The 19145-nt window shown below is 73.8% G+C and carries 17 protein-coding genes; 10 read left to right on the plus strand and 7 right to left on the minus strand.

What is annotated here, in order from left to right:
- The first annotated feature begins 274 nt into the window (after positions 1-274).
- Both ACZ7H1_RS04225 and ACZ7H1_RS04230 read left to right on the plus strand, forming a co-directional pair.
- Positions 275-2818 (plus strand): DUF4118 domain-containing protein, encoded by a 2544-nt coding sequence (locus tag ACZ7H1_RS04225; protein ID WP_470784006.1) that lies wholly within the window; start codon positions 275-277, stop codon positions 2816-2818.
- A 130-nt stretch (positions 2819-2948) separates the two neighbouring features.
- A complete protein-coding gene (locus tag ACZ7H1_RS04230; RefSeq protein ID WP_470784008.1) occupies positions 2949-3824 on the plus strand; it encodes a phosphotransferase in 876 nt (291 codons plus the stop codon).
- A 176-nt stretch (positions 3825-4000) separates the two neighbouring features.
- Here the strand turns inward: ACZ7H1_RS04230 and ACZ7H1_RS04235 are convergent, their stop codons facing one another.
- Positions 4001-4711, minus strand: a complete 711-nt coding sequence (locus ACZ7H1_RS04235) for a hypothetical protein (RefSeq protein WP_470783586.1) — start codon at positions 4709-4711, stop codon at positions 4001-4003.
- 206 nt (positions 4712-4917) lie between these two features.
- Here ACZ7H1_RS04235 and ACZ7H1_RS04240 point away from each other — a divergent pair, with 206 nt between their 5' ends.
- Entirely contained in the window at positions 4918-5487 is a 570-nt protein-coding gene (locus ACZ7H1_RS04240; protein ID WP_470783588.1) for a GNAT family N-acetyltransferase, read from the plus strand.
- Positions 5488-5553: 66 nt separating this feature from the next.
- Entirely contained in the window at positions 5554-6453 is a 900-nt protein-coding gene (locus tag ACZ7H1_RS04245) for an aminoglycoside phosphotransferase family protein (RefSeq protein WP_470783590.1), read from the plus strand.
- A gap of 50 nt (positions 6454-6503) precedes the next feature.
- Here the strand turns inward: ACZ7H1_RS04245 and ACZ7H1_RS04250 are convergent, their stop codons facing one another.
- Positions 6504-7838: an aminotransferase-like domain-containing protein gene (locus tag ACZ7H1_RS04250; protein ID WP_470783592.1), complete on the minus strand. Its 1335-nt coding sequence runs from the start codon at positions 7836-7838 to the stop codon at positions 6504-6506.
- A gap of 47 nt (positions 7839-7885) precedes the next feature.
- Between ACZ7H1_RS04250 and ACZ7H1_RS04255 the strand changes: the two genes are divergently transcribed.
- The 3 genes from ACZ7H1_RS04255 (at position 7886) to ACZ7H1_RS04265 (ending at position 13319) form a co-directional block, all read left to right on the plus strand.
- Positions 7886-8818, plus strand: a complete 933-nt coding sequence (locus ACZ7H1_RS04255; protein ID WP_470783594.1) for a serine hydrolase domain-containing protein — start codon at positions 7886-7888, stop codon at positions 8816-8818.
- Positions 8815-9948, plus strand: coding sequence for an aminopeptidase (locus tag ACZ7H1_RS04260; protein ID WP_470783596.1), 1134 nt, complete (start codon positions 8815-8817; stop codon positions 9946-9948). The genes ACZ7H1_RS04255 and ACZ7H1_RS04260 overlap by 4 nt, the downstream gene beginning before the upstream one ends.
- 104 nt (positions 9949-10052) lie before the next feature.
- Entirely contained in the window at positions 10053-13319 is a 3267-nt protein-coding gene (locus tag ACZ7H1_RS04265; RefSeq protein WP_470783598.1) for a hypothetical protein, read from the plus strand.
- Between the two features lie 13 nt (positions 13320-13332).
- Here the strand turns inward: ACZ7H1_RS04265 and ACZ7H1_RS04270 are convergent, their stop codons facing one another.
- Complete coding sequence (locus ACZ7H1_RS04270) at positions 13333-14733, minus strand: NADP-dependent succinic semialdehyde dehydrogenase (RefSeq protein ID WP_470783600.1); 1401 nt, start codon at positions 14731-14733, stop codon at positions 13333-13335.
- Positions 14734-15010: 277 nt separating this feature from the next.
- Here ACZ7H1_RS04270 and ACZ7H1_RS04275 point away from each other — a divergent pair, with 277 nt between their 5' ends.
- On the plus strand, positions 15011-16567 hold the full coding sequence (locus tag ACZ7H1_RS04275; RefSeq protein WP_470783602.1) for a S8 family peptidase: 1557 nt from the start codon (positions 15011-15013) through the stop codon (positions 16565-16567).
- Positions 16568-16626: 59 nt separating this feature from the next.
- On the opposite strand, the gene rpsR is transcribed toward ACZ7H1_RS04275, so the two are convergent.
- The 4 genes from rpsR to rpmG form a co-directional block, all read right to left on the minus strand.
- On the minus strand, positions 16627-16863 hold the full coding sequence (gene rpsR, locus ACZ7H1_RS04280) for a 30S ribosomal protein S18 (RefSeq protein ID WP_470783604.1): 237 nt from the start codon (positions 16861-16863) through the stop codon (positions 16627-16629).
- A gap of 73 nt (positions 16864-16936) precedes the next feature.
- The gene (locus ACZ7H1_RS04285) at positions 16937-18088 is read right to left on the minus strand and encodes a CobW family GTP-binding protein (protein WP_470783606.1); all 1152 of its coding nucleotides are present in this window, start codon (positions 18086-18088) and stop codon (positions 16937-16939) included.
- Entirely contained in the window at positions 18085-18333 is a 249-nt protein-coding gene (locus ACZ7H1_RS04290) for a type B 50S ribosomal protein L31 (RefSeq protein WP_470783608.1), read from the minus strand. Before ACZ7H1_RS04290 ends, ACZ7H1_RS04285 begins: the two co-directional genes overlap by 4 nt.
- A gap of 34 nt (positions 18334-18367) precedes the next feature.
- Complete coding sequence (gene rpmG / locus ACZ7H1_RS04295) at positions 18368-18532, minus strand: 50S ribosomal protein L33 (RefSeq protein ID WP_470783610.1); 165 nt, start codon at positions 18530-18532, stop codon at positions 18368-18370.
- Between the two features lie 68 nt (positions 18533-18600).
- Between rpmG and rpmB the strand changes: the two genes are divergently transcribed.
- Positions 18601-18837: a 50S ribosomal protein L28 gene (rpmB, locus tag ACZ7H1_RS04300; RefSeq protein ID WP_470783612.1), complete on the plus strand. Its 237-nt coding sequence runs from the start codon at positions 18601-18603 to the stop codon at positions 18835-18837.
- A complete protein-coding gene (gene rpsN, locus ACZ7H1_RS04305) occupies positions 18837-19142 on the plus strand; it encodes a 30S ribosomal protein S14 (RefSeq protein ID WP_470783614.1) in 306 nt (101 codons plus the stop codon). The genes rpmB and rpsN overlap by 1 nt, the downstream gene beginning before the upstream one ends.
- The last annotated feature ends 3 nt before the right edge of the window (positions 19143-19145 follow it).

A 19145-nucleotide genomic window follows, 5' to 3' on the forward strand; every position in this document is an offset into this window, starting at 1 on the left:
CCCCCCCCCCCCCCCCCCCCCCCCCCCCCCCCCCCCCCCCCCCCCCCCCCCCCCCCCCCCCCCCCCCCCCCCCCCCCCCCCCCCCCCCCCCCGCCCGGACGCGGGCCGTGCGGGGGCGGGGGCCGTTAAGGACGCGTCAAAGTTGCGCCCGGGGGCGTATGGGGCCCGTCAAGGACGTCTTCGCGGGCCGGAGCAGGCTGTTTTCTCAAGGTCAGGCTGTCCGGAAACCACCGGCACGGGCTGCACAACCGACATGCAGGAACGGCTTCACACCATGGGACGCGGCAAGTTCCGGATCTACCTCGGCGCGGCACCCGGCGTCGGCAAGACGTACGCGATGCTCTCCGAGGCGCACCGCCGGTCCGAGCGGGGCACCGACGTCGTCGTCGCCTTCGTCGAGCACCACAACCGGCCGCGCACCGAGGTGATGCTGCACGGCCTGGAGCAGACCGCCCGCCGGGAGCTCGGCTACCGCGACGCCGTCTTCACGGAGATGGACGTCGACGCCGTCCTCGCCCGCCGTCCCGCCGTCGCCCTCGTCGACGAGCTGGCCCACACCAACGTCCCCGGCTCGCGCAACGCCAAGCGCTGGCAGGATGTGGAAGAGCTCCTCGACGCGGGCATCGACGTCGTCTCCACCGTCAACATCCAGCACCTGGAATCCCTCGGCGACGTCGTCGAGGCGATAACGGGCGTGCGCCAGAAGGAGACCGTTCCGGACGAGGTGGTCCGGCGCGCGGACCAGATCGAGCTGGTCGACATGTCCCCGCAGGCGCTGCGGCGCCGGATGGCCCACGGCAACATCTACAAGCCGGACAAGGTCGACGCGGCCCTGTCCAACTACTTCCGCCCCGGCAACCTCACCGCCCTGCGCGAGCTCGCCCTGCTGTGGACCGCAGACCGGGTCGACGAGTACCTGCGCGAGTACCGGGGCGAGCACGACATCCGTTCCACCTGGCAGGCCCGCGAACGCATCGTCGTCGGCCTGACCGGCGGCAAGGAGGGCCGTACGCTCATCCGCCGGGCGACCCGGCTCGCGGAGAAGGGCGCCGGCGGCGAGGTCCTCGCCGTCTACATCTCCCGCAGCGACGGCCTGACATCGGCCTCCCCCAAGGAACTGGCCGTCCAGCGGACCCTGGCCGAGGACCTCGGCGGTACCTTCCACCACGTGATCGGCGACGACGTGCCCAGCGCCCTGCTGGAGTTCGCGCGCGGCGTCAACGCCACCCAGATCGTGCTCGGCTCCAGCCGCCGCAAGGCCTGGCAGTACGTCTTCGGCCCCGGCGTCGGTGCCACCGTCGCCCGCGAATCCGGGCCCGACCTCGACGTCCACATCGTCACCCACGAGGAAGTCGCCAAGGGCCGCGGACTGCCCGTCGCACGCACCACCCGGCTGGACCGCTCGCGCATCCTCTGGGGCTGGCTCGTCGGCGTCCTCGGCCCCGCCCTGCTCACCCTCCTGCTGTACGTCATGGACGGCGGGCCGGGGCTGGCCAACGACGTCCTGCTCTTCCTGGCCCTCACCGTGGCGGCCGCCCTCCTCGGCGGACTGCGGCCTGCCCTCGCCTCGGCGGCCGTCGGCTCCCTGCTGCTCAATTACTACTTCACCCCGCCGATCCACACCCTGACCGTCGCGGACCCCAAGAACATCGTCGCCATCGCGATCTTCTTCGGGGTCGCGGTATCGGTCGCCTCCGTGGTGGACCTCGCGGCCCGCCGCACCCACCAGGCCGCCCGGCTGCGGGCCGAGTCCGAGATCCTCACCCTCCTCGCCGGCAGCCTCCTGCGCGGCGAGACCAGCCTCGACGCCCTGCTCGAACGCATCCGCGAGACCTTCGCCATGGAGTCCGTGGCCCTCCTGGAGCGCGCGAGCGACGTGGAACCGTGGACCTGCACGGGCAGCGTGGGCCCGTCGCCGGTCGAGCGCCCGGAGGACGCCGACGTGGACACCCCCATCGGCGAGAACATGGCCCTCGCCCTCTCCGGCCGGGTCCTGCCCGCCGAGGACCGCCGGATCCTGGGAGCCTTCGCCGCCCAGGCCGTCGTCGTGCTCGACCGCCAGCGGCTCGTCGTCGAGGCGGAGGCCGCCCGCGGCCTCGCCGAGGGCAACAAGATCCGCACCGCCCTGCTCGCCGCGGTCAGCCACGACCTGCGCACCCCGCTCGCCGGCATCAAGGCGAACGTCTCCTCGCTGCGCTCCGGCGACGTCGAGTGGTCCGAGCAGGACCGGGCCGAACTCCTCGAGGGCATCGAGATCGGCGCCGACCGGCTGGGCAACCTCGTCGACAACCTCCTGGACATGTCCCGCCTGCAGACCGGCACGGTCAGCCTCGTCATCCGGCAGATCGACCTCGACGAGGTGGTCCCGATGGCCCTGGGCGGCGTACCCGAGGAGAGCGTCGAACTGGATATCCCCGAAGACCTCCCCATGGTCTCCGTGGACCCGGGCCTGCTGGAGCGCACCGTCGCCAACATCGTGGAGAACGCCGTCAAGTACAGCCCGGCCGGCCAGACCGTCCTGGTGTCCGCCAGCGCCATCGCGGACCGGGTCGAACTGCGCGTCATCGACCGCGGCCCCGGCGTCCCCGACGAGGCGAAGGACCGTATCTTCGCCCCCTTCCAGCGGTACGGCGACGCCCCACGGGGTGCGGGGGTGGGCCTCGGCCTCGCCGTCGCCCGCGGCTTCGCGGAAGCCATCGGAGCCACCCTCACCGCAGAGGACACCCCCGGCGGGGGCCTCACGATGGTCCTCGCCCTCCGCCCGTCACCGGGACACGCGCCCGCACCGGCCTCCCTCCCGCCCACGGCCACCTCCTGAGGACCGCGGACGGGCGCGGCCGGCCGCCGGGGTGGAGCTCCGGGGACCCATCCGGGTGATCATGGCTCCCGCGAGGCGACAGGCGAACGCCACAGGCCGTACCAGGACAGGAGTTCCATCCGTGGACACCATCGAGTGGGACGAGGACGGGGTCCGCTCCCTCCTGCACGAGCAGCATCCGGACCTCGCCGGGATGGCACTGCGCCCGGTCGACGGCGGCTGGGACAACCGGCTGTGGCGCCTCGGCGACGAGCTGGCCGTGCGCCTGCCGCGCACGCCGCGCGCGCCGGACCTGCTCCGCAAGGAGCACGACTGGCTGCCCCTCCTCGCCCCGGGCCTTCCGCTCCCGGTTCCGACGCCCGTGCGGATCGGCGAACCGACCGCCCTCTTCCCGAAGACGTGGACCATCGCGCGGTGGGTTCCCGGGGAGCCGGGCGACCGCACGCCCGTCACCGACGGCCCGCACGCGGCCGGGGCCCTGGCGGGCTTCCTGGGGGCGCTCCACCGGGAGGCGCCGGCCGGGGCGCCGGTGAACCCGGAGCGCGGGGTTCCCCTCGCAGCGCTCGCGCACGACCTGGACGAGCAGTTCCAGGCCCTCGACCCCCGGGTCTCCCGCGCCCTCGGGAATGTCTGGGACGAGGCGCTCGCGGCTCCCCTCTGGGAGGGCCCGCCGGTGTGGCTCCACGGCGACCTCCACCCGGCCAACGTCGTCGTCGCGGAAGGGACGCTCGCAGGCGTGATCGACTTCGGGGAACTCTGCGCGGGCGATCCGGCGACGGACCTCGCCGCCGCGTGGCTCCTGCTCCCCGCAGGCGCGGCCGCGGGCTTCTTCGACGCGTACGCGAAAGCGGACGCCGCGACGGTCCGGCGTGCCCGCGGCTGGGCGGTCCTGCGCGGTCTCGGCCTCGTCGCCATCGGCCGGGCCGGGGAGCGGGGGCTGCCCGGCGGCAAGAAGACCTGGGGGCCCGCAGGCCGGGCGACGCTGGAGCGTGTCCTGGCAGCCTGACGGGGCCGTCCGGAAATCAACTATGGATGAGATCAATTCATCTGTAGTTGATTCCTGGCCGTTCAGCGACTACGGTCTCACTCGAACGGCTCGACGTCGCCGCCCCGGCGGGGCGCCGGAGCGGCTGTACGGGGGCGAGGCGTTCACCGGCGTAGGTGCAGAACGGGGGTCTGCACCTACGCCCCGGACTCCCGGGCGCGTTCCTCGCGGGATCGCCTGGCGATGGACTCGATCAGAGCGATGATCGGCTGCGCGGTGTCGTCGGGTACGTCGGCCAGCGCGCGCGCCGCATAGCTGACGACGCCGAAGTTCGCGCTCAGGTCCTCGGCCGAGCCGGGGCCGTTGAGCCGCCGGAGGTCTTCCTCCTGGCGCTCGACGGTGCGTTCCAGGAGGTCCTTGTGGATCTGCTGGAGCACGCGGTCCAGGGCCTCGGCGGGCGGGGCCATCAGGAACTCGATCTTCTCCCCGAAAAAGTCGGCGATGCCGGCGGCGTGGTCGAGATTGGGCGCTTTGCCCGTCTTGATCATCTTGTCGAGCCACTGTGCGCTCGTGCCCGCGCCGGCCGCGATCTCCGCCAGCGAGTAGACGCGGCGGCTGCCGTCCGGGGACACCTTCAGCCGGGTCCTGCGCAGGAACAGGATCCTGGCCACCACCTGACGGTGGCGCTGCTCCACCGGGTCCGGCGTCGCACCGGGAGCCGCTGCGGACGGTACGGGCGCCCCGCGGAGCAGCGCCTCCACGTCCTCCTCCGGCAGGCCGGAGGCGTAGGACAGCCCGCCCTTCCCCTCGACGCGCAGTACGTCGCCCCGGTCGAGCCCTGCACGCTCCAGCAGCGCGACGATGCGCCTGACGGTCCCGACCGGATCGGGAACAGACCTGTCACTCATCCGAACCCCCGTTGGTCCCGACCGCAGAAACGACGGGGACGCACCGCTCCGTCCCCTGACAGCAATTGACGAGAGTTTACCGGCATCAACCCCCGTTGATGCCTGGGTGCCGGTTCGCAGCTGCCGGACCGGCCCGGAACTCGAGCGGAACCCGACCGGCGGCAGGTCCGGCGTCCCGCCGGAGCGCCGATGCATATGATCATGTGGTGAACGCCTCCGTCGTGCTGAAGGCGGACGCGACGCCGTCCGCTCCCCCTCTCGTACTCCGGCCCTGGTGCATGCAGGACGCCGCCGCCCTGGTCCGGGTGTGGCAGGACGCCGCCATGCGTCACTGGATCAGCTCGCCCGTGGAGAGCGAGGCCGACGCGGAACGGTACGTCGAGGACCAGCAGCGCGGCTGGGCGGCCGGGGACCGGTTCGGATTCGCCGTGCTCGAGACCCGGCCCGGAGTGGACGGGGGCCTGTTGGTGGGCAACGCCGTCCTGAAGGACCTCGTGCCCGGCAAGCCGGCGGCCGGGGTGGGCTACTGGACCGCGGCACACGCCCGCGGCCGCGGCGTGGCGCCCCGCTCACTGGAGGTGCTCACGGAGTGGGCCTTCGGCACCTTCGGGCACGACGGGCTGGAGCGCCTCGAACTCCTCCACCAGGTCGACAACTCGGCATCGTGCCGCGTCGCCGAGAAGAGCCGGTACGCCTTCGACAGCCTCCTGCCCGCGGCACCGCCCGCCCACCCCCTCGGCGGCCACCTGCACGTACGGCACGCCGGCGACGGGTAAGCCGGGCAAGTCCGGCCCCCGGAAAACCGATTGACCCCGCACGCGTCCGGCGATCGGATGGCGGTCATGAGCACAGGACACCCGCACCCCGGCCCGCACCCCGTCGACGACGACCTCGTACGGCGGCTGGTCGCAGGGCAGTTCCCCCAGTGGGCCGGCCTGCCGGTGCAGCGGTTTCCGTCCGGCGGCACGGTCAACGGCATGTACCGGCTGGGCGACGGCATGGTCGTACGGCTGCCGCTGGTGAAGGGCGGAGCCGGGGACGTACCGACGGAGCAGGCCTGGCTGCCCCGGCTCGCGCCCCGGCTGCCCGCGGCCGTCCCCGAGGTGCTCGGGGCCGGCGAGCCCGCCGAAGGCTACCCGTGGCCGTGGTCGGTGTACCGCTGGCTGGCGGGGGAGAACCCCCGTGCGGGCGCGCTCGACGAGCCCGTACTGCTGGCCGGGGACCTGGCGGACTTCGTCGCGGCGATGCGCGGCCTCACCCTGCCGGGGGCGCCGGCCGCCTACCGCGGCGGGCCCCTCGCCTCGCTCGACGCGTCGACGCGCGCGGCCATCGAGCAGCTGCGCGGGATCCCGCAGGAGGGCGTCGACTGCGATGCCGTGGCCGCCGTCTGGGACGAGGCGGTGAGGGCCCCGGACCGCGACGCGCCGCCGGTGTGGCTGCACGCCGATCTGATGCCGGGCAACCTGCTCGTGGAAGGCGGCCGGCTGACCTCGGTGATCGACTTCGGGTGCATGGGCGTGGGCGATCCGGCCTGCGACCTCTTCCCCGCGTGGAACCTGCTGCCGCCCGGCGCGCGGGAGGTCTTCCGCGAGAAGCTCGGCGTGGACGACGCGACCTGGATCAGTGGCCGGGCGCGGACGCTCTCGCAGGCGCTGATCGCGCTGCCGTACTACCGCACCACGAACCCGGCCATGGCGCACAACGCCCGGCACGTGATCCGGGCGGTGCTGGAAGAGCGCTGACACCCCCTCGTCGTACGGGCCGTCGCCGACTGCCGCCCGCAGCATGCGGATCAGCGGGCGGCGGCCTCGAGCAGCGCGGCGAGCCGCTGCAGGCCCCGGGTCAGTTCCGCCCGTGAGTTCGGCGCGCCCAGCCCGATGCGGAAGCCCGGCCGTACGCCGCCGAACTCGCCCTCGGGCGCCACGGCCACACCCCGGGCCCGCGCCCGCGCCGCGAACTCCGCCCCGTCCTCCCCGCGCCCGAGGTCCACCCAGGCGTGCGCACCTCCCACGGCGCAGCGCCGCGCCCCGGGGAGCAGTTCCCGTACGAGGCCGAGCCGCGCGGCGGACTCGGCCCGGCGCCCCTCGGCCAGCCGCGCCACCAGCCCGTCGACGAGCCAGCGGTGCACGAGGTCCACGACGAGGGACGCCGGCGTCCAGGCGCTTCCCCGGGCGGCCGCCGCCATGCCGTCGCCGAGCGCGGGAGGACAGCTCAGGAACGCCAGCCGCAGACCGGGGGCAACCGCCTTGCTGGTGCTGGCCAGATACACGCTGCGCTCGGGGGCGAGCGTGCTCACCGGCGCCGGAGCGCCTTTGGCCAGCGGGCCGAAGGGATCCTCCTCGACGAGCGTGAGCCCACAGGCCCGCACAACCTCGGCCAGCTCGGCGCGGCGGCCGGCGGGCACCGTCACCCCGGTCGGATTGTGCAGCGTGGCGGACGTGACCACGACGGAGGCGTGGACCGCCGCGGCGGCCAGCGCGTCCGGCCGCATTCCGTCTCCGTCGTGCGCCACGGGCACCGGCCGCAGCCCGAGCAGCCGGGCGGCGGCGCCGACCCCGGGGTTGGCCAGGGCGTCGACGGCGATCCGGTCCCCTGCGCGGGTCAGGGAGGCGAGGGCCGTGAACAGCGCGTGCTGGCCGCCCGAGACGGTGATCACCCGCTGTCCGGGCACGCGCAGCCCGAACGCGTCCAGATAGTCGGCGCCGAGCGCGTCCGCGTCCCGCGCCACACCGGTGCCCAGCAGGGTCGAGAGCTGCCCGTGGGTCCAGGCCCCGCCGAGCTCGTCGAGCAGAGCCGACGGCGGGGGAGCGGCCCAGTTCCCGGACAGGTCCACGACCCCGGCGCCGCCCCGGGCGTCCGCATCGAAGCCCGTCACCCCCCGGCCCGCCCGGACGAACGTGCCGCGCCCCGCCTCCCCGCTGGTCAGGCCGCGCCGGCTCAGCTCCGTGTACGCGCGCGAGACCGTGCCCGGGGTGACGGCGAGCCGGTGGGCCACCGCCCGCACGGTCGGCAGGCGCCAGCCGTCGGGCAGCAGGCCCGCCTCGATGTCACGGGCGATGCCGTCGGCGAGCCGCCGGTAGAGAGGGCCGCTGCCGGGGGCCGGACGGGGCCGCCAAGTTGTGTCCATACAAGACATGATTGTACCGGAACTTGTTTCGCTCTACCGTCTTTCACATGGGAAAACTCGCAGAACTGCTCGCGGATGAAATCCGCCGGGCAGGCATCCCCGGCGCCGCTCTGGCTGCCTGGAAGGACGACCGGGTCCTGACCGCGGCCGCCGGGGTCGCCGACATCGAACAGCCGGTGCCGGTCACCGTCGACACGCCGTTCCGCATCGGCTCGACGACCAAGCCGCTCACCACCGCCGCGATCCTGGCCGCAGGCCTGCCCCTCGACGACCCGCTGCCCTGGGGCACGACCCTGCGCCGGCTGCTCAGCCACACCGGCGGCTTCCCCACCGACCCGATCACGCCCGGCAACCTGTACGGCCCTGCCGGCCCGGACGCCCTGGCGCGCTGGGCCGGCGAGCTGCCGCCCGTCCCGGCGGACCGTACGCCCGAGCCCCGCCCCTGGCGGTACAGCAACCCCGGCATCGCCCTCGCCTCCCACGTCGCGGAACGGGCCACCGGAACCCCCATGGCCGACCTCGTCGAGCAGCTCGTGCTGCGCCCGCTCGGCATGACCCGCACCTCCTGGCGGCTGGCCGACGCCGTCACCTGGGCCCCCGCCCAGTGCCACGAGGGCAGCCCGGCCGCCGTCGTACGCCCGGCCTACGACCACGCGGTGTACGCCGCCGCCGGATTCGCCTACAGCAGCGCCGCCGACCTCGTGCGCTTCCTGCGGCACGTGCCCGCGCAGATGAAGGTCCGGCACGCCTCGACGCAGGGCGAGGAGCTCGACGGCTACGGCCTCGGACTGTACGTCGGCACCCGCCGCGGGATCCCGCGGCACGGCCACCCCGGCGGCATCCGCGGATCCGGCTGCCAGCTCCAGGCCACCGACGACGGCCGGGCCGGAGTCGCACTCGTCCACAACTTCCAGCCGGACGGCGGCTGGTCCTTCGCCACCGACGTACTCGACACCCTCCTGGAGGGCGACTTCCGATGACCGGCCCCACCCCCGCGGCGGACATCCGCACCTCCCGCCTGGCCCGCACCCTCCTCGACCACTCGCTCGGCGTGCGGGCGGGCGAGACCGTCCTCATCCGCTCCACCGGACCGGCGGGCGAGCCGCTCGTACGCGAGCTGTACACCCAGTGCCTCGCCCGCGGCGCCCGGCCGTCCGTCTACATCCACCTCGCCGACGAGGACGCCCTCGTGCTCGGAGCCACCCGGGACCCGGCGCTCCACCGCCGTGCCGACCCGATGCTCGTCCACCTCTACGACACGGCCGACGCCGTACTGCGCATCGAAGCCGAGGACAACCCCTTCGCCCTGCGCGACCATCCGCCGGCCGACCAGGAGGCCCGCCAGGATTCCCGCTTCTCCCTCATCCACCAGCAGTTGCGCCGGCTCGCCGACGGGACGTTGCGCCGGTGCACCACGCACTACCCGACCGAGGGCTACGCCCGGCAGGCCGGCATGCCACTGGACGCGTACACCGACCTGGTGCACCGCGTCATGCTCACCGACACCGACGACCCGGTCGCGGCCTGGCGCCGGGTGCGCAGCCGCCAGCAGGGCATCGCGGACCGCCTCGCCGGCGCCGGCACCCTTCACATCGCCGGCGCGGACGCCGACCTGCGGATGTCGCTGCGCGGCCGCCCCGTCGACAACTCCTGCGGCCGCCAGAACCTCCCGGACGGCGAACTGTGCATCGCCCCGCTGGAGGACAGCGTCCACGGCTGGATCCGGGCGAGCGGGCCCGCGTACCTCCACGACACCGAAGTCCGCGACCTGCGGCTGCGGTTCGAGGCCGGCCGGGTTGCCGACTGGGAGTGCTCGTCGGGCGCGGAGCAGGTGGCCGCGGCGCTCGCCGTCGACGACGCGGCCGGGCGGATCGGCGAGATCGGCTTCGGCCTCAACGAGCGCGTCGGCGAACCGGTCGGCTACTCCCTCATCGACACCAAGGCGGCCGGGCTCATGTCCGTTTCCCTCGGCCAGGGTCACACCCCGACGGGCAGCGCCAACCACTCGCCGGTGCACTGGACGTTCCCGGTGGACCTGCGGCGCGGCAGTACGGTCACCTCCGACGGCGAACCGGTCCTCCTGGACGGCCTGCCCCTCCCGGTGCCTTAGCCGTAGCCGACGGCGCGGCGCGGGAGACCCGTTCGGCGGCTTACGCGCGCCGAGCCATGCGACCACGATGGCGGCATCGACCGAGCGGGAGCGGGGGAGCGTACATGACCGGAGGCGCGCAACCGCCTGCACGGCAGTGGGGAAGGCGACTCCTGGCCCCCGCGCTGGTCCTGCTGGCGCTCCTGTTCATCGTGCTGGGGCGGATCGACGACGCACTCGGCCGGATCGAGGCCCCGGGCTACCCCTCCGCGACCTGGGGCAGCCTGGTGACGCTGAACGCCGGCTCGGGGCAGGCACGCGCCGACGCGTACACCGCGTGGTGCGTGTGGTTCAACGCACTGCCGGACACGCGTGCGGCCGGCGCCGGCCGGACCCCCCAGGCGGACCCCGGGCCCGGGCCCCGGGTGAAGCAGTGCGTGGCCGCCTTCGCGGACAGGCCCCGGCAGCCCGACGCGCCCCAGGCGGGCGGGCCGCAGGCGCGGCAGCTCATCCGCTGGTACGTGGTACTCGACCTGATGATGGTCGCGCTCTACCTCGCGCTGCTCTACCGGGCTGTGGCCGCGCTCCGTTCGCTGATGTGCCCGAGCCCCCCGGATCCCGAGACCGTCGACCCTGCGACGGCGATGCTGTACCGGGCGACCCGGCCGGCCCGCGTCCGGGTCCTGATCGTCGTCCTGGGCGTGGTCGAGGTCGTCGAGGGCATCGGCCAGTACTGGCTGGCCCGCACCGGCCTGGGGACGGGGACCGTCAGCTTCCTCTACCAGCTGGTGGGCTGGGCCGCCCTCGCCAAGTGGGTCCTCGTGGGCCTGGCCCTGCTCCTCCTCCTCGTGCTGGCCGTGCACACCCGGGTGGGCAAGGGCGCTCCCTGGCGGGAACTCGCCGGACTGCGGCTGCAACTCGGCGTCTCGGCCCTGCTGCTGATCCTGGCTGCGGGGGTGGGGATCGACCAGGTGCCCGATGCCCTGCTCGGGATGCTCGATCACCCGGGCCCCCTCGTCGCCACACCGGTCGCCGTCTTCCTGCTGGCGCTGTTCATGTGGCGCAGCGTGTACCGCGCCGCGGTCGCCGAGGAGGACATGCAGGGCCCGGTCCCCCAGTGGCCGGTGCTGCTGGCAGCCGTTCTCTGCGGGGGTCTCAGCTTCGTCCCGCACCTGCCCAACCTGCGGGCCCTGGCCATCGTTCTCGGCTGCGTTTTCGTCCTGTCCTGGATCGGCGGGGCCCGCTTCCGCAAGAGCGCAGACGGCGATAGGGAAGACGAGGAAGACAAGGAAGAGGAGGCGGCCAAGACGAGAACGAAGCAGCGCGCCGCCGAGATGACCACTATCCGGACCAAGCCCACGCCCACGACCACAGCCTCAGCCCGGGACCGCACCCCGGCAGACACCACGATCACGTTCCTGCTGACCGAGGTGCAGCTGACCCTCGCGCGCGGGCTCGCCGCGCTGCCGCTGCTGGTGCTCGGCGTGTTCGCGGTCAGCTCGGCCGTCGCCCCCGCCATCGTCGGACCGCGGCGCGGGTCCGCCGTCGCCCTCGTCGTCCTCGGGCTGCTGGCTGCCGCGGTCGGGCTCCTGCTCCCGTACGTGCTGAAACGGGTCGAAGACAGGTGCGGCTGGGCGCAACCGCCCGACACGGAGAACCGCCGGCACGTGCCGTACTACGTCCTTGCCGTGCTGTTCGTCGCGTTCGCAGCCGCCTGCGTCGGCACCGTCGGGGCGGACGTGACCTGGAACGTACCGGCCGGGGTGGGCCCCCTGGCCGTGCTGGCCGGGGTCCTCGGTCTGGTGCTCTTCGCCTTCAACGAGATGCAGCGCTGGTCCGAACGCGCCACGCCGGTCGCGGGATTCCGGCTCCTGCAGCTGGAGCGCACGCCCGTCTTCGTGCTGCTGCTGGCCTGGTTCGTGGTCGCCTCGGTCATGGACACGGAAGGCCAACACGCCGTACGTGTCCGGAACGAGGCCGACGCGCCGCACCTGGCCGACGCAGTGGGTCTGGAAGCCGCCTTCCAGAGCTGGGCCGTCGCCAACTGCGCGAGCGTACCGGCCGGCTCCGAAAAGCAGGGCTCCCCGAGTACGAGCGAGCCCGTACCCCTGGTGATCGTGGCCGCCTCGGGCGGCGGGATCCGGGCAGCGTACTGGACGGCGTCCGTTCTCGACTGGCTCTTCCCGCCGGGCCCCGTCGCCCCGCCCGCCGGCTCCTCCTGCACTCCGGCGGGCGGACGGGCCCCCGTCTTCGCCGTCAGCGGCGTCTCGGGCGGAAGCCTCGGCGCGGTGTCCTGGATCGCGCGTACCGAGGCCGGCGCGCCGGACGCACCGAGCCACCGGGAGGTCTTCGGGCAGGACCACCTCTCCGAGGCGGTGGCCTGGCTGGCGTTCGTCGACCTGCTCCGGGCGTTCGTCGGGTTCGGCGGCCAGGACCGGGCGGCCGTACTCGAAAAGTCCTGGGAACGCCGACAGGAAGAGCTGGGGGACGCCTTCTACGCGACCTGGCGGACGCTTCCGAAGGACACCGGGACCCCCTGGACGCCACTGGCGATCCTCAACGGCAGCGCGACGGAGAGCGGATGCCGGGTGCTGACGTCCCCCGTCAGGCTCGGCGCCTATGACCTCCCCGTCGGGGCGACCTCCTGCACGCAGCGCCCCGAGGCGCTGCGCCAGCGGAAGGGCGCCCCGGGCGAAGAGCCCCGGCTGGGCGGACCGGCACTCATCGACCTGCGCGCCGGATTCCTGTGCGGGCGCGCCGACGTCAACCGGTCGACCGCCGCGCTGCTTTCCGCACGTTTCCCCTTCATCACCCCGTCGGGGCGGCTGACGGGTGACGCGTGCGGCCACGAGGGGGCCGCCGTGTCCGTGATCGACGGCGGGTACGTCGACGCCACCGGCAGCCTGACCGCCATCGACCTGCACGCGCAACTCGGCGAGCTGATCGCGTGCCACAACGGGCAGGTTGCCGGCGTGCAGAACTGCAAGAACGGCACCGGCACCGCGACGCGGCCGGTGAGGGCCGTACTCGTCCAGATCGACAACGGCTATTCCAGCGTGGCGTCGGCACCCCATCCGGGCCGCCCCCGGGAGCTCCTGGTGCCGCTGAAGGGCAAGTCCGCCGCCGTACGGTCGGCCGAGGCGAGCGCGCGCCAGCGGGCCCTGGAGGCATTCGGCTGCGACGGATACCTCACGCTCGCCAACGTACGCGGCCCCGGTGCCCAGGCCCCCCTGGGCTGGGTGCTGTCGCGCAGCGCGCAGCAGGAACTGGACGACCAGCTGGTGAGGCTGAAGGGAACGGGCGCGCACACGCCGCCGGAACCGGGCACTGCGTCCGCGCTGACCACCAGGCTCGCCGAGGCCCGGGCGCAGTGCCGGGACGCGGGGCTGTAGGGCCCGGCACCCCTCAGCTCCCGTCCGGCGCCTGCCAGACGGTGGTGATGTTGCAGAACTCCCTGATCCCGTGGCCGGACAGCTCCCGGCCGTACCCGGAGCGCTTGACGCCGCCGAACGGCAGCGCCGGGTGGGAGGCGGTCATGCCGTTGACGAAGACGCCGCCGGAGTCGAGGTCGCGCACGAAGCGCGCGACGTCCTCGTCGTCGCGGGTCCAGACGTTCGCGCTGAGACCGAACGGCGTGTGGTTGGCGCGCTCCACGGCCTGGTCCAGGCTGTCCACCCGGTACAGCGTCGCCACCGGCCCGAAGGTCTCCTCCAGGTCGATCCGCATGTCCGGCGTGATGTCCGCCAGCACCGTCGGCTCGTAGAACCAGCCCTCCTCGCGGCCGGGCGGGCGGCGGCCGCCGCACAGGACGGTGGCGCCCTGCCGCACGGCGTCGTCGACCAGTTCCTCCACGTCGGTGCGGCCGGACTCGGTGGCCAGCGGGCCGACGTCCGTGGCCTCCTGCATCGGGTCGCCCACGGTCAGCGCCGCCATGCCGGCCGTGAAGCGTTCGGCGAACGCGTCGTAGACGTCCGCGTGGACGATGAAGCGCTTGGCGGCGATGCACGACTGGCCGTTGTTCTGCACGCGCGCGGTCACGGCGGTCTCCGCCGCCCGCGCGATGTCGGCCGACGGCATCACGATGAACGGATCGCTGCCGCCCAGCTCCAGCACGGTCTTCTTGACCTCGTCCCCGGCGACGGAGGCCACGGCCCGGCCGGCGGGCTCGCTGCCCGTGAGGGTGGCGGCGGCGACCCGGGGGTCGCGCAGCACCTTCTCCACGGCCCCGGATCCGATCAGCAGCGTCTGGAAGCAGCCGTGCGGGAAACCGGCCCGCCGGAACAGGCCGCCGAGGTAGAGCGCGGTCTGCGGGACGTTCGAGGCGTGCTTGAGCAGGCCGACGTTGCCTGCCATGAGCGCGGGCGCGGCGAACCGCACGACCTGCCAGAGCGGGAAGTTCCACGGCATGACGGCGAGCACCACCCCGATCGGGCGGTAGCACACCCGTACGGCCGACGCCCTGGCGTCGCGGACGTCGGCATCGGCCGGGTGTTCGTCGGCCAGCAGTGACTCGGCGCGCTCGGCGTACCAGCGCATCGCCTTGGCACACTTGGCGGCCTCCGCGCGGGCGGCGGCCAGCGGCTTGCCCATCTCGGTGGTCATCGTCCGCGCGACGTCCTCCGACTCCTCCTCCAGAAGCTCCGCCGCGCGCACCAGGAGCGCGGAGCGTTCCGCGAAGGACGTGCGGCGGTACGAGGCGAACGCCTGCGCCGCGTCGGCGAGCGCCTGCTCGATGGCGTCCGCGCCGAGCGGGTCGAAGGTCTTCAGCGTCCGCCCGGTCGTGGGGTCGACGGTGGCGATGGTCATGATCGGGGCCTCCCTGCGATGAACCGCCCACTCGACCCTGCCCCCTCGCCCCTGGCCGCGCAACGCGAGCGCGGCCCGTCCGGCCCGCGGCAGGGGTGGCGCCACCCGGCGCGGACGATGCGGTCACGTCGGCCGTCTTGTCGGCGGGCCCCGGGTGAGTCAGGCTCTGTGGCCGGGGAAGTACCCCGCGGCCTGCGCGCCGCGGGGCCGCCGGCGCGGGGTCGCGCCGGACACGTCCCGCGCCGGGGGGTGCGGGCGAACGAGGGGGGAGTACGTCATGTTCTCCAGCATGCGCTTACACCGCGGCCCGGCCGCGGTGCTGCTCGCCGTCGCGCTGGCGGCCACTGGCGGCCTGGCGCCGCCGGCAGCGGCGTCCGCCGGTGAAGGCACCGTCCACTACGCCGGCGCGGCCAACGCGGTGCCCGGCAGCTATCTCGTCATGCTCAAGGAGTCCGGCCCGATGGCCGCGCCCCGGCAGGGTGCGGCACTGGCCGCACGCTACGGCGGGACCCTGCGGCGCACCTTCGACGCCGCCTTCCAGGGCTACTCGGTGGAGCTGTCCCCGCGGCAGGCGCAGCGGCTCGCCGCGGATCCGGCCGTCGCCGCCGTGGTGCAGAACAGGCGCCTGAAGCTGGACGCCACCCAGCCCAACCCGCCCTCCTGGGGCCTGGACCGCGTCGACCGCAGGCGGCTGCCCCTGGACAAGCGGTTCGTGTACCCGACCACCGCCGGACAGGGCGTCACCGTCTACGTGATCGACACCGGGGTGCGCATCACCCACAAGGACTTCGGAGGCCGTGCCCGGTACGGCTTCGACGCCATCGACGGCGGCACGGCGGAAGACGGGCACGGCCACGGCACCCACGTGGCGGGCACGGTGGCCGGCAAGGCCTACGGGATCGCCAAGAAGGCCAAGATCGTCGCCGTGCGGGTACTGAACAACCAGGGCGAGGGCACCACCGAGCAGGTCGTGGCCGGGATCAACTGGGTCACCTGGCGCGCGGTCAAGCCCGCCGTGGTCAACATGAGCCTGGGCGGCGACCCGGACGTGGCGCTGGACAAGGCGGTGCGCAACTCGATCGCCTCCGGGCTGACGTACACGGTGGCGGCCGGGAACGCCGGCGTCGACGCCTCGAAGCACTCGCCGGCCCGCGTGCCCACGGCGCTCACCGTCGGGGCCACCGCCTCCGACGACAGCCGGGCCTCCTTCTCCAACACCGGGAAGCTCGTCGACCTGTTCGCACCCGGCGCGGACATCGTGTCGGCAGGCGGCTGGTACGACGAGCACGAGGCGATCCTGTCCGGGACCTCGATGGCCGCGCCGCACGTCGCGGGGGCGGCCGCCCTCCATCTGTCCACCCACCGCACGGCTACCCCGGCGGCGGTGGCCAAGGCCCTGATCGCGGCCGCCGGGACGCGTTCGCTGCGCGACGTCGGGCCCGGCTCGCCGAACCGGCTGCTGTACGCGGGCACCGCGCCCACGCGCCCGCCCGGCCCGCGCTTCGTCAACCGCACCGACCAGACCATCGAGGACAACACGATCGTGTCCTCGCTGAAGGTCACCGGCGTGCCCGGCCGGGCCCCTTCCGAGCTGGACGTCGAACTGAACATCAAGCACCAGTGGCGCACCGACCTGCGGATCGAACTGATCGCACCGGACGGCTCGGTGTACCGCATCAGGACCGAGGGCGAGGGCGACATCGGCCAGGACGTCATCGGCATCTACGGCGTCAACGCCTCCGCGGAGACCGCGAACGGCACGTGGAAGCTGCGGGTCTCCGACCGGCGGTACTACTTCGGCGGCTACCTCGACGGGTGGGCACTGGGCTTCTGAGCCCTGACGCGGCCGGGCCGCATCGGTACGCCTGCCGATGCGGCCCGGCCGCGGCCGTCCTACCTCCCCGCGTACGGGAGCAGGGCCATCTCCCTGGCGTTCTTGACCGCGGCGGCGATCCGGCGCTGCTGCCGGGCGGTGATCCGGGTGACCCGGCGGCTGCGGATCTTGCCGCGGTCGGAGATGAACTTCCGCAGCAGATCGGTGTCCTTGTAGTCGATGTACGTGATCCCGGCCGCGTCCAGCGGGTTGGGGCGGGACTTCAGCGGCTTGGGCGGGGCGGGGCGACGGGCCATCGGTGTTCCTTCACGGGTCGGGCGGGGGGACGGGCGGGCCGGGGCCGGGAAGCGGATTCCCGGAGGCGGGTGGTCAGGAGACGGGGTCCAGGAGCAGGTCGAAGGCGGCCGGGAGCCGCTTCCACGCCTCGGGCCCCGGGGTGTACTCGGCATCGGTGAGCAGGCAGGAGTCGAGCAGCCGCTCGAGGCCGTCGCGGTCCAGCCCGGGTGAGGTGAAGACCAGGTGCTGGCAGCAGTCGCCGTGCTCGGGGTGCCAGTCGAGGGCGGCGGCGGCCCGGCGCACCGGCGGGACCATCTCCCAGGCGGCGTCCGGCAGCGAGGCGAGCCAGGGCCCGGCGCTCTCGACGCACAGGGCGCCGCCGGCCGCGTCCCAGGCGAGCAGCGTGTCGGGCCGGTCGGCGAGCCAGAACCGGCCGCGGCTGCGGGCCGCGGCGCAGGTCAGATCCTCCAGCGCCTGGTAGAGCCGCTCCGGGTGGAACGGCCGGCGGCGGTGCCACACCAGGGTGGCGACGCCGGACTCGTCCGCTTCCTGCGGGAGCAGCGCACAGGCCGGATGCTGCGCGGCCGCCGCGCTCTCCACGTCGAATCCGGCGAAGACCAGCCGCGCCAGCTCGGCCGACCCGTTCGGCACCCGGAGGGCAGTGGGGTGCAGCTGGGTGAGCAGCGCGCGGGCCTCGTCGTCCTCGACACCGGCACCGGCACTGTCGGCGAGCGCGAGCACGGGCGCGTACTCGAGCTGCCGGGCCCAGGTGTCGCCCACGGTCCGCCGGTCGGTGGCCGCGGCGGCGAGCCCGGCCTCGGCGAGGTCGTCGCCGTTGCCGAGGTACGGCAGGACGAGGGCCGGGTCGACGGCGGTGACCACGTTGGTGAGGTGCAGCGCCTCGCCGCCGTGGGCGACGACGACCTCGGCCATCGCCCGCGGCTCGACCGAGTCCCACAGTTCGACGACGGCCAGCCGCGTCAGGCCGCTCGCGGCCAGTCGCAGCAGCTCGGGGACGAGGTCCTCGCGCAGCGCGCAACACGCGCAGTCGTTGACGAGCGGCGCCTCGCCGCGGGACATCTCGCCCCCGGCGTCGCTCAGGGTACGGCGTACGGTCCCCTCGGCCGCGGAGGACAGGTCGTGGTGCAGGGCGACACTGCCCGGCACGGTGCGCAGCAGGTGCTCGACGGTCTCCCTGCGCGCCTCCGCGTGCAGGCCTCCGACGAGGACGACGGGCAGGGTCACTTGCCGCCCCCGTAGCGCCGTTCGAAGCGCTCGACGCGGCCGGCGGTGTCCAGGACGCGGGCGGTGCCGGTGTAGAAGGGGTGGCTCGCGGAGGAGATCTCCACGTCGATGACGGGGTAGGTGTTGCCGTCCTCCCAGGTCACCGTCTTGTTGCTGGTAGCGGTGGAGCGGGTGAGGAAGGCATGGCCGGCGGCCTTGTCGCGGAAGACGACGGGCCCGTAGGCGGGGTGGATCCCAGGCTTCATGAGTGGCTCTTTCGAACGGGGGAGTGCGGGGGCGTCAGCGCTCTTCGCGGAAGTCGACGTGCCGGCGGACGGCCGGGTCGTACTTGCGCAGGGTCATCCGGTCGGGGTCGTTACGCCGGTTCTTGCGCGTGACGTACGTGTAGCCGGTGCCCGCGGTGGAGCGCAGCTTGATGATCGGGCGGACTTCGTTGCGTGCCATGCGGCTAGTATACGGTAATGGAAATCATGTTCATCTAGCCCCCTCGGGGGAGAGGCAGGTAACACCGCGTGTCCGCCCACTGCCAGCTCACCGGCGCCCGGCCGGGATTCGGCAACACGATCTCCCACTCGCACCGGCGCTCCCCGCGCCGCTTCGACCCCAACATCCAGCGCAAGCGCTATTGGCTGCCGAGCGAAGGCCGGCACGTCCGCCTCACCCTCAGCGCCAGGGCGGTCAAGACCGTCGACGTGATCGGCGTCGAGGCGGCCGTGGCCCGGATCCGGGCGCGCGGGGTGACGGTCTGATGGCCAAGAAGAGCAAGATCGCGCAGAACGAGAAGCGCAAGGCGACGGTGGCGCGGTACGCGGCCCGGCGCGCCGAGCTGAAGGAGATCCTGCGCAGGCCGTCGGCCACGGAGGCGGAACGCCGCGCCGCCCTCGCGGAGCTGCGCCGCCAGCCGCGCGACGCGAGTGCGACCCGCGTGCGCAACCGCGACGGCGTCGACGGACGGCCGCGCGGCCACCTGCGCCGGTTCGGGCTCTCGCGGGTCCGGATGCGGGAGCAGGCGCACGCCGGCTTCCTGCCGGGGGTGACCAAGTCGTCCTGGTGACGG

This window comes from Streptomyces sp. NPDC037401 (genome assembly GCF_055602345.1).

What these genes read in the sequence shown, in the direction of transcription:
- ACZ7H1_RS04225 (WP_470784006.1), top strand. Translation starts at nt 275, where the DNA reads ATGGGACGCGGCAAGTTCCGGATCTACCTCGGCGCGGCACCCGGCGTC.
- ACZ7H1_RS04235 (WP_470783586.1), bottom strand. Translation starts at nt 4,711, where the DNA reads ATGAGTGACAGGTCTGTTCCCGATCCGGTCGGGACCGTCAGGCGCATC.
- ACZ7H1_RS04245 (WP_470783590.1), top strand. Translation starts at nt 5,554, where the DNA reads ATGAGCACAGGACACCCGCACCCCGGCCCGCACCCCGTCGACGACGAC.
- ACZ7H1_RS04250 (WP_470783592.1), bottom strand. Translation starts at nt 7,838, where the DNA reads ATGGACACAACTTGGCGGCCCCGTCCGGCCCCCGGCAGCGGCCCTCTC.
- ACZ7H1_RS04255 (WP_470783594.1), top strand. Translation starts at nt 7,886, where the DNA reads ATGGGAAAACTCGCAGAACTGCTCGCGGATGAAATCCGCCGGGCAGGC.
- ACZ7H1_RS04260 (WP_470783596.1), top strand. Translation starts at nt 8,815, where the DNA reads ATGACCGGCCCCACCCCCGCGGCGGACATCCGCACCTCCCGCCTGGCC.
- ACZ7H1_RS04265 (WP_470783598.1), top strand. Translation starts at nt 10,053, where the DNA reads ATGACCGGAGGCGCGCAACCGCCTGCACGGCAGTGGGGAAGGCGACTC.
- ACZ7H1_RS04270 (WP_470783600.1), bottom strand. Translation starts at nt 14,733, where the DNA reads ATGACCATCGCCACCGTCGACCCCACGACCGGGCGGACGCTGAAGACC.
- ACZ7H1_RS04275 (WP_470783602.1), top strand. Translation starts at nt 15,011, where the DNA reads ATGTTCTCCAGCATGCGCTTACACCGCGGCCCGGCCGCGGTGCTGCTC.
- rpsR (WP_470783604.1), bottom strand. Translation starts at nt 16,863, where the DNA reads ATGGCCCGTCGCCCCGCCCCGCCCAAGCCGCTGAAGTCCCGCCCCAAC.
- ACZ7H1_RS04290 (WP_470783608.1), bottom strand. Translation starts at nt 18,333, where the DNA reads ATGAAGCCTGGGATCCACCCCGCCTACGGGCCCGTCGTCTTCCGCGAC.
- rpmG (WP_470783610.1), bottom strand. Translation starts at nt 18,532, where the DNA reads ATGGCACGCAACGAAGTCCGCCCGATCATCAAGCTGCGCTCCACCGCG.
- rpsN (WP_470783614.1), top strand. Translation starts at nt 18,837, where the DNA reads ATGGCCAAGAAGAGCAAGATCGCGCAGAACGAGAAGCGCAAGGCGACG.